A 13,757-nucleotide genomic window follows, 5' to 3' on the forward strand; every position below is an offset into this window, starting at 1 on the left:
CTCAAGCTCATCGTCGACCTCATGATCGAGGGCGGCATCGCCAAGCAGCGCTGGTCGGTGTCCGACACGGCCGAGTACGGCGACTACGTCTCCGGGCCGCGCGTCATCGACCCGCACGTCAAGGAGAACATGAAGGGCGTGCTGGCCGATATCCAGAACGGCGCGTTCGCCAAGCGCTTCATCGACGACCAGGACGTCGGGGCACCGGAGTTCAAGTCCCTGCGCGAGAAGGGCGCCCAGCACCCCATCGAGGCGACCGGCAAGGACCTGCGCAAGCTGATGGCGTGGGTGCAGGACCAGGACTCGGACTACGTCGAGGGGAGTGCCGCCCGCTGACAGCCCCGTGAGGACACGAGGGAGCGCCGGCGACTGAGGCCCGGAGCGGGGCGTGGAAGCGGGCCAGTAGGTGCGCCCGCTGACAGCCCCGTGAGGACACGAGGGAGCGCCGGCGACTGAGGCCCGGAGCGGGGCGTGGAAGCGGGCCAGTAGGTGCGCCCGCTGACAGCCCCGCTGAGGACGCGAGCTCCGAAGGAGCGTGCGCGGTTGGTGTCGTCCTGATGACACCAACCGCGCACAGCCCTCACAGGGAGTCCGGAGGGGGCCAGGCCAGCCGGTGCACCGCGTACCGCGACTTCATCCGTGGTATGCCGCCCAGCTCGTTCGCGCCGACCGCATCCAGGGCGACCGTCGGGTCGGCGAGCCGGTCGAGGTCGACGGGCCCCTTGGACCGCACGAGCGCCTGGACGGTGTCGATCTCGTCCCAGATGTGGACCTGCATCCCGGCGAGCACCCGTGCGTCGTCGCCGTGCCGCCCGACCCAGAACGCGAGGAACTCGTTGCTGGCCGGGTCTCCACGAAGGACGAGCTCGGTGTCGGTCCCCGGTGGGACGTACCCGGCGTACTCGAGGCCGAGGTCGTACTGGTCCGAGTAGAAGAACGGCATCGGGCCGTAGTGCACCGGCAGACCGACCATCGACCGGCCGGCGGCGTACCCGCCGTCGTAGGCGTTGGCCCAGTGTTCGACGCGCACCCGTGTCCTCAGGGTCGGGTGGTACCAGCGGGCGACGTCTCCTGCCGCGTAGACCCCGTCGGCGGACGCCCGGAGCGACTCGTCCACGAGGATGCCGTCCTCGACGTCGAGGCCCGCCCCCTCGGCGAGACGGGTGTTGGGGAACGCGCCGATCCCGATGACGACCGTGTCGGCCGGGAGCCGATCACCACCGGTCGTGACCACTGTGGTCACGACGTCGCCCTCTCCCTCGAGGCTCTCGACACCGTCGGCGAACCGGAAGGTGACCTCATGCGAGCGGTGCACGTCGGCGAACCAGGCCCCGATCCGCTCCCCGAGGGTGCCGAGCAGCGGCGCATCGTGCGGCTCGATGACGGTCACCTCGGCGCCACGCCTACGTGCGGCGGCGCTGACCTCGAGGCCGATCCAGCCGGCACCGACGACGACGACCCTGCTGCCGTGGACGAGCCGCTCACGCAGCGCGGCGGCATCCGTCATCGTGCGCAGGTAGAAGACGCCGCCGAGCCGCGTGCCGGGTACCTCGAGCTTGCGCGCGCCGGACCCGGTCGCGAGCAGCACCGCGCCCCACGTGAGCTCCTGACCGTCGGACAGGACCAGGCTCCGGCTGGCCGGGTCGAGCTTGTCGGCAGCCACACCGAGCCGCAGGTCGACGCCGCGTTCGTCGTACCACCGGACGGGCCGCACGAAGGCGGCCTCGGGGGACTCGACCCCGAGGAGGACCTCCTTGGACAGCGGCGGGCGCTCGTACGGGAGCCGCTTCTCGCGTGCCACGAGGATGACCGGGGTTTCGGTGTCGTTCTCGCGGATCGCCTCGATGGCTCGGGCGCCTGCGACGCCGCCCCCGATGATGACGAACGGCTCACCACTCATGCGTTCATCCTCCCTCCGGCGCGATGAACCCGCCAACCTCGTCCTCGCCGGCTCGTCCTTTTCCTGGTCGTCCTCGCCGTTGTCGCGGCAGCACTGCACGACCTTGTCGTGGTAGTCGGGCGAGACCTCCCGGGGCAGCCGGACCCAGGCAGGTCCGCGGTACTGGCCAGGTCCATCGGCGCCTCGCCGAGCCGCCACGAGCTCGGGGCTGCGACCACGAACTCCTCGTCCACCAGGATGCGTCGCTGCCGTCCCGGCGGCCCGGCGAGCAGTCGGACCAGCGCCAGGTCGATCGCACGCTCGGTCAACGCCCCGCAACGCATCGTGTGTCCAGCTCCTGGAGCACCAGCTCGACCCGGGGATGCGTGGACCGGAAAGCGGTGAGCATTCCCGGCAACCGGCATCGCCGAGCGCATCGAACTGGTCGAGGACGCCATCGTCGGGGCCGTCCTCGCCGGGGCCGTCCTCGCCGGTTCCACCCTCGCCGAGGCGCGTGCCCAGCAGGGCCACCACCGGCTCCAGACACCCGAGAGCGCAACCGCAGGAAGGACGTCATGAGCACGTCCACCACCCTCGCCCTCCCTACCGTCGACACCCGGGGCCATGCCGCAGCCATCCTCTACGAGGCCGCAGTCGCGACGCTCGCCGCACTGCCGGCCGACCACCCGCTGCGCGGTCGCCACACCGGGCTCTTCCGACTCGACCCCCAGATCCGCGCCGCCTGACCGGGTGCCGCCTGGCCGGCACCGCCTACACCGTCCAGGGTGCGGGCGGCGACAACCTCGCCCTGCACCGCGGCGTCTACGCCGCTCCCGAGGGCTCGATCCTGGTCGTCGACGTGAACGCCGCAGAGTTCGGCCATTGGGGCGAGGTGCTGGCTGTCGCAGCCGAGGCGCGCGGCATCACCGGACTGCTCATCGACGGTGGCGTGCGCGACAGCGTCGAGCAGTCCCGGCTCGAGTTCCCGGTGTTCTCCCGCAACAACTCGGTCCGCGGCACCCGCAAGCTCTTCCGGGGCGGCCTCGGCACCGAGGTCGAGATCGGCGGGGTCCCGGTCCGCACCGGAGACACCATCGTCGCCGACGGCGTCGTCGTGCTGCCCGCCCAGATCGCCGAGAGCGTCATCGAGCAGGCCGACCTGCGCGTCGCGAGGGAGCAGGAGATCATGGCTCGGCTCCGCGAGGGCGAGACCACCCTCGAGGTCTACGGACTCGACGGAGACCGCGATGTCTGAGCACGCCCTCGGTAGCGGACAACCCGGCCCTCACGATCACTGCGCGCAGGACATCGGGCCGCTTTCCGGCGGCACGATGATGAAGGTACGGCGCGCAGAACGCCGCCCTGTCCTACCTGCCGGCTCTCGCCGAGGCGGGAGTGGAGCCGGCCGAGATCCCGCTCGGCGGGCACTGGCCCATGTAACTCCAACCCGGTCGAGATGTGGCGCCGGATCGCGGCCCTCGTCAACCGAACCGGGCGTGGCTGCTGAGGTCGTGCCTGGGGAGGCAGCCGATCCGCACGGCCACATCCTGACCAGGCATACCCCGACCGGGTCCTCTCGGCCCTAGACTGGCGCCCGGCACATCGCGGTGCCAGTTGTTGGGCCGCGCCCGGCGGGCCCGTACATCGTCCGAAGGAAGCCCCCTGTGTCCAAACCCGTAGTCCTCATCGCCGAAGCGCTCTCGCCCGCGACGCTCGACGCCCTCGGCCCCGACTTCGAGGTCCGACGCTGCGACGGAGCGAACCGCGACGAGCTCATCCCGGCTCTTGCGGACGTCGACGCCATCCTGATCCGGTCGGCCACCAAGATGGATGCCGAGGCGCTGTCGGCCGGCAAGCGGCTCAAGGTCGTCGCCCGCGCCGGCGTCGGTCTCGACAACGTCGACGTCGCGGCCGCCACGCAAGCGGGCATCATGGTCGTCAACGCACCGACGTCGAACATCACGTCGGCCGCCGAGCTCGCGATCGGCCTGCTCCTCGCGACGGCCCGCAACATCGCCCCGGCCAGCCAGTCGCTCAAGGGCGGCGCCTGGAAGCGGAGCACGTACTCCGGTGTCGAGCTGCTGGACAAGACCGTCGGCGTCGTCGGGCTCGGCCGGATCGGAGCCCTGGTCGCCGAGCGGCTCAAGGGCTTCGGCATGCGGATCCTCGCCCACGACCCCTACGCCTCGGCCGCCAAGGCTGGCCAGATCGGCGCCCAGCTCGTCACGCTCGACGAGCTGCTCGCCGAGTCCGACTTCATCACCATCCACCTGCCGAAGACGCCCGAGACGCTCGGCCTCATCGGCGAGGACGCCTTGTCGAAGGTCAAGCCGAGCGTTCGCATCGTCAACGCGGCTCGCGGGGGCATCGTCGACGAGGCGGCCCTCGCCCGTGCCCTGGACGAGGGACGGGTCGCCGGCGCCGGTCTCGATGTCTTCGCGACGGAGCCGTGCACGGAGTCGCCGTTGTTCGGCCACGAGTCCGTCGTCGTCACGCCGCACCTTGGCGCCTCGACCGAGGAGGCCCAGGAGAAGGCCGGCGTCGCCGTGGCCAGGTCGGTGCGCCTGGCCCTCAGCGGCGAGCTCGTCCCCGATGCCGTCAACGTCAGCAGCGGCTTCATCGCCGAGGAGGTCCGGCCCGGCATCTCGCTTGTCGAGAAGCTCGGACGCATCTTCACGGCCGTCGCCGGTGCCGTGCCCGCCCAGCTCGACATCGACGTGCGAGGCGAGATCACCGAGTATGACGTCAGCGTGTGGAAGCTCGTCGCCCTGAAGGGCCTGTTCACCGATGTCGTCGAGGACCCCGTGACCTACGTCAACGCCCCGATCCTCGCCGAGCAGCGCGACTGTCAGGTGCGCCTGGTCACCTCGCCCGACGGCGGCGACTTCCGCAACATCACGACCCTGCGTGGCACGCTCGGCGACGGCACGACCGTGTCGGTAGCCGGCACCCTGACCGGGCCGAAGATGGTCGAGAAGCTCGTCGGGGTCGGCGACTACGACCTCGAGGTGCCGCTCTCGGACCACATGCTCGTCTTCGAGTACACCGACCGTCCGGGCATCGTCGGCAAGGTCGGCAAGCTCCTCGGCGATGCGGGCGTCAACATCGGTGGCATGCAGGTCTCCCGCCACGGCGAGAGCGCCATCGGGGTCATCAATGTCGACAACATCGTCTCGCAACAGCTCGCCGGCGAGGTCGCTGCCACGATCGCGGCGACGACGTTCGCGGTCGTCGACCTCGAGGACTGAGCGGCCCTTCTTCTTCGGTATGCCGCTGCGCTGGGTCCGCGTGTCACGCGAGTCCCCCAGCTCAGCGGCATACGTGCCGCTTTGACCTGTTCGTCCCGTCGCACCGGTGAACGGGTGGCTCGAATTCTCGAAACCACCAGCCCGCCGGTCCGGGGCACGCGAGAATGGACCGTTACCCTTCGGCGGGCGTGCCCCAACCGGTCCGGGCGTCGGCGACGTCCGCCACGTCGCGTGCAGTGGAGGTGGACCATGTCACAGGGAGCGCATGGCGTCATGGCCTTGGCGGGCCGGTTGAAGGCCTGGATCGTGGGATTCGTCCTGTGGGCGGTGGTCCTGCGGATCTTCGGGATCGGCGATGACGACGTGGGGCCGACCGCAGCGCTCGTCGGCTGCGGCATGCTCTTCCTCTACCTGCTCATCGTCTCGATGGTGCGCATCTCCTGGCCGGTTCGGGTCCGGGGTCGAGACGCGAACCGGCTCGTCGGCGGGAGCAAGACCCATGCCCTGTACTGGTTCCGCGGGGTCACCCACTCGGTCGGCCGGAACGTCGACAGCCAGACCGCTGTCAGCGGAACCGTCTCCACCGATGGGCTCGGCAACGTGCATGGCCAGATCGGGTCCCACACCACGACGAAGGTGCACGACCGCTTCTCACTCACCGACCGTGAAGGTCGCCAACACACTGTCGAGGTGGAGGGAGCCTACGTGCCGCTGGGCGAAGGACAACTCGTGACGGCTGTGTGGGCTGTCTCTCCGGGGCGCAAGCGCGGCCCCTACATCTGCGTCGTCAACCACAGCACCGGCACCCCGACGTGGGTCTCCAAGGCGGTCTATCCGATCATCTTCGGCGGCGGCGTGGGGTTGGCCGTCCTGTGGGCGACCCTCGCTGCCGTCCTACTCAGCCTGGGGGGTCGGCCCGGCGTGGGTGGCCTGGTGTTCGTCGTCGGGATGTTCTGGTTCGTCGTCGTGATCCGGCTGCAGGCCGCATTCCTCCGCAACGTCGGCTCGAAGCCGCTCATCAGGATCGTGACCGAGCAGGCGGCAGAAGAGCTCGCTCTGACGCGCAGCGGCGCGTCTGCTCCCCCGGCGTATGGCCCGCAGCCCGCACACCCACCAGTGCACACTCAGCCGCTGGGCGCACCCGCCTCGGGGGTCGGCGCACACTCGGCCCCGGTGTCCCCTCCGCCACCGGCCAGGTGGGAGACGCCGACCTGGGTGGCCGACCCCACCGGCCGGCACGAGTTCCGCTACTGGAACGGTCTGCAGTGGACTGCGGACGTCAGTGACGCCGGGGTGGTGGGGCAGGACACGGTCTAGTCCTCCGCGTGGTGGGTGGTCCGCTCGACGGCGACGATGCCGTCCACCTCGCTGAGCGCGGCGTTGAGCGAAGGCAGCCGACCGCGCCCCGACAGGATCAGGACGACCGTGACGAGCCGGCCCCCCTGGCGTGGTGCCTCGGACTCGTCACGCCCGCGTCCGGACCCGATCTGGACCGTGGCGGTCTGCGAGGTCGTGAGGTCCTCGATCGCGAAACCGCGCGAGGTGACGAGGTCGATGATCTGGCGGAGCAGGCCCCGACCGTCCACGTACGTGACGCGCAGTGCGTGCACGTCCGGGTAGCGACCGTGCACGAACGACTGGAGCGGTCGCAGGGCGTACATGATGACGAAGTAGAGCGCCGTGGTGAGGGTGGCCAGCACCGGCAGGCCGGCACCCGCTGCGGCACCCACGGCCGCAACCAGCCAGACGCTGGCAGCCGTCGTCAGGCCGCGGACGGCATCCTGACGTACGAAGATGAGCCCGCCGCCGATGAAGCCGAGGCCGGTGACGATCCCGGCGGCCACCCGGGAGGGGTCGAGGCGGACCTGGTCGCCGAGGACATCGGTGAAACCGTACTTGCTGACCAGGACGAAAAGGGCGGAGCCGAGACCGACGAGGGTGTACGTGCGGATGCCGGCCGACTTCTGCCGGGACTCGCGCTCGATGCCGATGAGCAGGGCCAGGACGAAGGCGACACCGAGCTCGAGGACCTGGGCCCAGCCCTCTCCAGTGGGCTCTCCGAAGCCACTCACCATGCCCCGACCCTAGTGCCGCGCGTCTCGGGTTGTGGGAAACCCCTTGCGCTCGCACCGAGTCCGCGTAACGTGAAAGGCATGACGCGGCGTCAGGTACTCATCCTTATCAGCCGCGGCGAGTCCAGGTAGTCAGCGACCTCGCCGCGGAGAACCCGCGCACCCCTCGACGCTGACTGGCTCGCCCACCCGGGCTCGAGCCCCTGAGACCGAACGATCCACTTTCTCGAGAAGGACAGATTTCATCATGAGCGAAGAAGCCGAGGCCGCCCGCCGCGCACTGCAGGAGTCGATGGACCTGCGCGACCAGGGCCACACTGACGACGACGACTGAGCCTGGCAAGGGCTCGTCGCAGACCGTACGAGAGGCTCGGCCGAGTTGGCCGAGCCCTTCGTCGTTCGCCGACTGAGATAGCAGTTCCACATCACAAGACGAGCCCTAGGCTGTGCGCATGGCAGCCACAGACCGCACCGACTCGTTGTCCATCGCCGTCATCGGAGGTGACGGGATCGGGCCCGAGGTCGTCGCCGAGGGCCTGAAGGTCCTTGACGCGGTAACCGGGTCGGGTGGTCCCAAGGTCACCACGACCGAGTACGACCTCGGAGCCCAGCGGTGGCACCGGACCGGCGAGACGCTGCCCGACGGCATCGTCGACGAGCTGCGCCGGCACGACGCGATCCTGCTCGGTGCCATCGGTGACCCGAGCGTGCCTTCCGGTGTCCTCGAGCGGGGCATCCTCCTGCCGCTGCGCTTCACCCTCGACCACTACGTCAACCTCCGCCCCGCCCGGCTCTACCCCGGCGTGGGGAGCCCCCTCGACGTCGAGCGCGTGGCGCCGGACGGGATCGACTTCGTCGTCGTGCGAGAGGGTACCGAGGGCCCGTACGTCGGCAACGGTGGTGCCCTACGAGCCGGCACACCTGCCGAGGTCGCGACCGAAGTCAGCGTCAACACGCGGTATGGCGTCGAGCGGGTCGTGCGGGACGCGTTCGCCCGCGCCCAGGCTCGTCCCCGCAAGCACCTGACCCTCGTGCACAAGCACAACGTCCTGACGTACGCGGGTCACCTCTGGCGACGCACGGTCGAGCAGGTCGGCACGGAGTTCACCGACGTGCAGACCGCCTACCTGCATGTCGACGCGGCGACGATCTTCCTCGCGACCGACCCGGGTCGCTTCGACGTCATCGTGACCGACAACCTGTTCGGCGACATCATCACCGACCTCGCAGCGGCCATCACGGGTGGCATCGGCCTGGCCGCCTCGGGCAACATCAACCCACTCCGGACGAGCCCGAGCATGTTCGAACCGGTCCACGGCTCGGCTCCCGACATCGCGGGCCAGGGCAAGGCCGACCCCACTGCCGCGATCCTGTCGGCAGGTATGCTGCTCGCCCACCTCGGGCACGACGCGCACGCTGCGCGGATCGAGGCGGCCGTCACAGCCGATCTCGCCGGGCGCGGCGACGCCGCTCGCACGACGAGCCAGATCGGCGACGCCATCGCGTCGCGACTCTGACCGACGGCCCCGGCGGGCGCCGGTCCCAACCTGAACTGGAGCGGGACGAGCGCCCGTCCGAGCCTGCCTGAGCCGAAGCCCGGACCTTTCAGTCCTCGAGCGCCTCGACCTCGCCGCGCACCTCGGCAATCTCCTCCTCGTCCATCGTGATGGTGAGCGGACGACGCAGGAACCGAGTGATCACCAGCAAGGTGGCGAACCCGATGCCGAACCAGACCAGGCCGTAGTGCAGCGAGTCCGGCGACAGGTTGACCCACAGCACGACGGTGGCCGCGACGCCGAGCATCGGCAGCACGATGTTCGTGAAGACCTGTCCCATCGAGCTGACCAGCCGCTTCCGGTACGCGAAGTACACGACGACGGTGAGGTTGACGAAGGTGAACGCGACCAACGCCCCGAAGTTGATCATCGCGGCGATGAAGTCGAGGTTGAACGGGATGGCCAGCAAGGAGACCGCCCCCACGAAGACGACCGACTTGGCGGGCGTGCGCCAGGTCGGGTGAATGAAGGCGAACTGGCGTGAGAGCGGTCCCTTCCCGTTGCGGCCCATGACGAAGAGCAGGCGCGAGACCGAGGCGTGTGAGGCGAGACTCGAGGCCACGGTCGCCGCGAAGGCGGCGGAGGTCAGCAGGATCTTGAACAGGTCCCCGCCCACCTTGAAGGCGATCTCCGGCAGGGCGCTGTTCTGCAGGGCATCCTCGCTGAAGCCACTCATCGTGGGGAACAGCGACTGGGTGAACCACGCGGCGACGAAGAAGATGCTGCCGCCGATCACCAGGGCGAGAACGATCGCCTTCGGCACCGTGTTGGGGCTCTTGGCCTCCTCGGTGTACATCGTGATCGCATCGAACCCGATGAAGGAGAAGCACACGATCGTCGCGCCGGTGATGACCAGCCCGAGATGCACCCCCTCGTGCCAGAAGGGATCAGTTGAGAAGAGAGTGCCGTTGCCCCCGCCGCTCGTCAGCGCGCGGCCGGCGAGGAAGAGGAAGACCACGATCAGGACCACCTCGAAGACCACGAGCAGGCCGTTCACTCTCGAGGTGTTCGTCATGCTGAGCAGGCACATGGTGGTGATCCCGAAGACATAGACCACGACCCAGAGCCACTCGGGCACATCCGGGAAGAAGGCGTTCATGTAGCTGCGGATGATCAGGGCGTTGACCAGGGGGAGCAAGAGGTAGTCCAGCAGGGAGGACCAGCCGATCAGGAACCCAAGGTTCGGGCTCATGGTCTCCGAGGTGTAGGTGTAGGCGGACCCGGCCGACGGGAAGATCCGGGTCATCCGGCCATAGCTGATCGCGGTGAACATCATCGCCACCAGAGCGAGGACGTACGCCGTGGGCACGACGCCGCCTGTCTCGTCGGACACGATGCCGAACGTGTCGAAGATGACGGTCGGGGTCATGTACCCCAGACCGAGCCCGACGATCGCCCACAGGCCGAGCGACCTCGACAGGCGGTTCGTACTCTGCGCCATTGCTGCCTCTTTCTTGGGATCGCCCCCGGTTCGCCGGTGCACCACGGGCTGCGACCTCTCGCCTGGGATCGACGGCCGCGGTGGTGCCTGAAGGGAGACTAGTCACTTTCATGCGGAATCGGAAGTACTGTAGATAAAAAAGTATTGGATCTGTTGCCGGCAGGCTTGCAAAGTTCGTGATCCATCAGTCACTATGGGTGGTATCCAGCAACAGAGAGCATGGAGCACCAGATGACTTCTTCAACCAGCGATACCGCTTCTGTCCTGCGGACCGCGGCTGGCACGGATGTGTCGGCGGCGGCCCGCGACCACCTGTGGATGCACTTCACGCGCCACTCGGTCTTCGAGCCCGTCGAGTCCGGGGGGTTGGGCCAGCAGGTGCCGATCATCACCCGGGGTGAGGGCTACCGGATCTGGGACGAGGCCGGCAACGAGTACCTCGACGGGCTGGCCGGCCTGTTCGTCGTGCAGGTCGGGCACGGTCGCGACGAGGTGGCCGACGCGATGGCCCGGCAGGCAAAGCAGCTGCCGTACTTCCCGTTGTGGTCGTACGCCAACCCGCCGGCGGCCGACCTGGCCGAGCGGCTCGCCGGATACGCCCCGGGCGACCTGAACCGGGTCTTCTTCACCACCGGGGGTGGCGAAGCGGTCGAGAGCGCCTGGAAGCTGGCGAAGCAGTACTTCAAGCTGGTCGGCAAGCCGACCAAGCACAAGGTCATCTCGCGCGCTGTCGCGTACCACGGCACGCCGCAGGGGGCACTTAGCATCACCGGGATCCCGGCGGCCAAGGAGATGTTCGAGCCGTTGGTGCCGGGCACCTTCAAGGTGCCCAACACGAACCTGTACCGGGCCCCGGAGCACCTTCGCGACGACGAGAAGGCGTTCGGGCGCTGGGCAGCGGACCGGATCGCCGAGGCGATCGAGTTCGAGGGGCCGGACACGGTCGCGGCGGTCTTCCTCGAGCCGGTGCAGAACTCCGGTGGGTGCTTCCCGCCGCCGCCGGGCTACTTCGAGCGGGTCCGCGAGATCTGCGACGAGTACGACGTCCTGCTGGTCTCCGACGAGGTGATCTGCGCGTTCGGGCGGGTGGGGTCGATGTTCGCGTGTGACGACTTCGGGTACGTCCCGGACATCATCACCTGCGCCAAGGGCATGACCAGCGGGTACGCGCCGATCGGGGCGATGATCGCCAGCGACCGGCTCTTCGAGCCGTTCCGCAAGGGCACGACGACGTTCATGCACGGGTACACCTTCGGTGGGCACCCGGTCTCGGCCGCTGCCGCGTTGGCCAACCTGGACATCTTCGAGCGAGAGAAGCTCAACGACCGGGTCCACCAGAACGCGCCCGCGTTCCGGGCGACGCTCGAGAAGCTGCTGGACCTGCCGCTGGTCGGTGACGTGCGCGGGGCCGGCTACTTCTACGGGATCGAGCTGGTCAAGGACAAGACGACCCGTGAGACCTTCGACGACGCCGAGGCCGAACGCCTACTGCGCGGCTTCCTGTCCAAGGCGCTGTTCGATGCCGGCATCTACTGCCGAGCCGACGACCGCGGCGACCCGGTCATCCAGCTCGCGCCGCCGCTGATCATCGGCCAGGAACAGTTCGACGACATCGAGTCCCGGCTCCGGTCCGTCCTGACCGAGGCCGAGAACCACCTCTGAGCTGATCGACCCCAAGCAAACCCCCGGCCGGGATCCCGCACCGCGAGATCTCGACCGGGGGTTTCGCGCTGCTTGACGTAGGCGCTACTTGACGTACGACAGTGGCAGCACCGATGGGGGCTCGGGCACGGCCTCAGCCTGGTACTGCTGACGGATGCCGTCGATGTACCGGCGGGACCGGGGAGTCAGCTCGGCCCCTTCGGCGTAGCTCTGCATGCGGCCCTTGGTGACGAGGACGCCGAGGTCGGCGCCCTTGAACTGGTAGTCACCTGCGGCGTACACGCGCAGGAAGAAGCACTCGTCGGCATCGGTGAGCTCATGCCAGTCGTTGCTCACGTGACGGAACGCCAGCGACCCGTCGTCGTGCAGCTGCCAGATGCCGGTGCGCGGGGCGGCCAGCAGTCGTTCGACGCGGTCATCGGTGAACTTGATGATCAGCTGCGACCAGACGTCGACGGCCGCCAGGTCACGCCACCTCTCGTTGATCTCCTTCACATCGAGGTCGTAGTCGACGTCCATGTACTCCAGCAGGTGGAAGAGGAACAGGGGGATGTCCGCGTAGGCGCCGGCGGTCACGTTGGTCATCGACGAAGCGCCGGAGATGCGGGGGTTGAGCTCGCCCAGGTAGACCTCGTCGGTGTCTACGTCCACGAGGACATCGACCTCGAAGAACCCCTTGTACCCTTCCTGGCGCAGCCGGTCACCGAGCCTGCGGACGTGCTCGATGGCTGTCGCACGATGTGCCTCGGTCAGCGCCTCGGGATAGAGGTCGTTGCCGCACCAGCCCCCCTTGTACGGGGTGAGCTCCGGGTATCCGGTCAGGTCGGTCATGAAGGGGCCGACGACCGTGCCGTGTCGCGTGTTCACCGCCTCGACCGCAGCCGCCCGGTTGTTGATCCGCTTCATGATCTTGAGGTCCTGGCCGACCATGTCCTCGGCGTGGGCGTCCCAGTCGTCCTCGGACTTGACGAAGAACGTCGTCTTGCCGGAGTCGCCATACGGGGTCTGCACGACCAGGTCTGTGCCGAGCCCGGCGTCCTCGGCCTGGCTGCGAAGCTGCTCCCAGCTGTCTGCCTGCCCCAGGATGTTGGGCACCGACGGCGCACCGGCCTCGTTGCCGAGCTTCGTCGTCACGATCTTGGAGTCCAGATGGCGACGCAGGCTGTCCGGCGGGAGGATGAGCTCGTAGCCGAGCTCCTCGCAGATGCGCTCGGTCTCCTCGTCGAGGAAGACGAGCGCCACCTTGGGTGTGCGTCCGTGCCGGGTCATGTACGCATGGCACTCGGGGTCGCGCAGCAGGTAGTTGTTGATCTCCTCGACGCTCTGGAACTCGACGTAGGGCCGGTGCGAGGGGGCGAAGACCCGCGGGTGTGCGCCCTCCCACGAGTCGTAGTAGACGACGTACTCGAAGTTGCGCACCCATCGGTCGATCCCCAGCAGGTTGAACGCGGTCGGCCCGACGAAGAAGACCGGCTCGGTGTTGGTGCGGAAGAAGGAGCGGATCTCGGAGATGCCGCGCAGGTGACGTCGTGGTGTGTCGGGACCGGTGGCATCGGGTGGGCCCTGTGCCGACTCGACCTGAGTGGCCTGTTCGAGGTTGCTGTTCATGGCACCGTCCTGGCTGTCGCTCGTGGGATGAGCCGCTCGCTGCAGGGACGAGACGCCCGTCCCGAAGCAGTGACCGGTCAGGAAGTGTATCGCCCTCAACGGCGGGGCGCAGCACGCGCAGAGGACGGCCGTCAAACCGGGGCGCCCGGGCCCGCGCAGCCGCTGCCGCAGGCCGGCCCCCGCCTGCAGGGCGTCGCGGACCAGGCCTGACAGACGCTCGGCAGGGCCCGGCTGGACACGTCGCAGGACATCGGTGGGCAAGGGTGACATCGGAGCCAGGTGGTCGCTGTG

Annotated in this window: 10 protein-coding genes and 1 pseudogene; 7 read left to right on the forward strand and 4 right to left on the reverse strand. The window is 68.7% G+C overall.

Annotated features, from left to right (window positions below):
• Window positions 1-336: pseudogene (locus tag L0H79_RS02970) on the forward strand (ketol-acid reductoisomerase); the annotation flags it as partial.
• A gap of 244 nt (window positions 337-580) precedes the next feature.
• On the opposite strand, the gene L0H79_RS02975 reads toward L0H79_RS02970, so the two are convergent.
• A complete protein-coding gene (locus L0H79_RS02975) occupies window positions 581-1,900 on the reverse strand; it encodes an NAD(P)/FAD-dependent oxidoreductase (protein ID WP_301483058.1) in 1,320 nt (439 codons plus the stop codon).
• A gap of 554 nt (window positions 1,901-2,454) precedes the next feature.
• Between L0H79_RS02975 and L0H79_RS02980 the strand changes: the two genes are divergently transcribed.
• The 4 genes from L0H79_RS02980 to L0H79_RS02995 all read left to right on the forward strand — a co-directional run bounded on the left by L0H79_RS02980 (window position 2,455) and on the right by L0H79_RS02995 (window position 6,444).
• Complete coding sequence (locus tag L0H79_RS02980; protein ID WP_301483097.1) at window positions 2,455-2,625, forward strand: hypothetical protein; 171 nt, start codon at window positions 2,455-2,457, stop codon at window positions 2,623-2,625.
• 62 nt (window positions 2,626-2,687) lie between these two features.
• Entirely contained in the window at window positions 2,688-3,134 is a 447-nt protein-coding gene (locus L0H79_RS02985) for an RraA family protein (protein WP_301483095.1), read from the forward strand.
• Window positions 3,135-3,543: 409 nt separating this feature from the next.
• The gene (serA, locus tag L0H79_RS02990; RefSeq protein WP_301483059.1) at window positions 3,544-5,127 is read left to right on the forward strand and encodes a phosphoglycerate dehydrogenase; all 1,584 of its coding nucleotides are present in this window, start codon (window positions 3,544-3,546) and stop codon (window positions 5,125-5,127) included.
• Between the two features lie 249 nt (window positions 5,128-5,376).
• Complete coding sequence (locus tag L0H79_RS02995; protein ID WP_301483060.1) at window positions 5,377-6,444, forward strand: DUF2510 domain-containing protein; 1,068 nt, start codon at window positions 5,377-5,379, stop codon at window positions 6,442-6,444.
• On the opposite strand, the gene L0H79_RS03000 is transcribed toward L0H79_RS02995, so the two are convergent.
• On the reverse strand, window positions 6,441-7,202 hold the full coding sequence (locus tag L0H79_RS03000; RefSeq protein WP_301483061.1) for an MgtC/SapB family protein: 762 nt from the start codon (window positions 7,200-7,202) through the stop codon (window positions 6,441-6,443). The two genes, L0H79_RS02995 and L0H79_RS03000, sit on opposite strands and share 4 nt — an antisense overlap.
• A 449-nt stretch (window positions 7,203-7,651) precedes the next feature.
• Here L0H79_RS03000 and L0H79_RS03005 point away from each other — a divergent pair, with 449 nt between their 5' ends.
• A complete protein-coding gene (locus L0H79_RS03005; RefSeq protein ID WP_301483062.1) occupies window positions 7,652-8,716 on the forward strand; it encodes a 3-isopropylmalate dehydrogenase in 1,065 nt (354 codons plus the stop codon).
• Between the two features lie 88 nt (window positions 8,717-8,804).
• Here the strand turns inward: L0H79_RS03005 and L0H79_RS03010 are convergent, their stop codons facing one another.
• A complete protein-coding gene (locus L0H79_RS03010; protein WP_301483063.1) occupies window positions 8,805-10,196 on the reverse strand; it encodes an APC family permease in 1,392 nt (463 codons plus the stop codon).
• Between the two features lie 231 nt (window positions 10,197-10,427).
• On the opposite strand from L0H79_RS03010, the gene L0H79_RS03015 reads away from it, so the two are divergent.
• The gene (locus L0H79_RS03015; protein WP_301483064.1) at window positions 10,428-11,858 is read left to right on the forward strand and encodes an aspartate aminotransferase family protein; all 1,431 of its coding nucleotides are present in this window, start codon (window positions 10,428-10,430) and stop codon (window positions 11,856-11,858) included.
• 84 nt (window positions 11,859-11,942) lie between these two features.
• Here the strand turns inward: L0H79_RS03015 and L0H79_RS03020 are convergent, their stop codons facing one another.
• The gene (locus L0H79_RS03020; RefSeq protein WP_301483065.1) at window positions 11,943-13,727 is read right to left on the reverse strand and encodes a biotin carboxylase; all 1,785 of its coding nucleotides are present in this window, start codon (window positions 13,725-13,727) and stop codon (window positions 11,943-11,945) included.
• Between the last annotated feature and the right edge of the window lie 30 nt (window positions 13,728-13,757).

The organism is Intrasporangium sp., from assembly GCF_030452765.1.
Taxonomy (GTDB): Bacteria; Actinomycetota; Actinomycetes; order Actinomycetales; family Dermatophilaceae; genus Intrasporangium_A.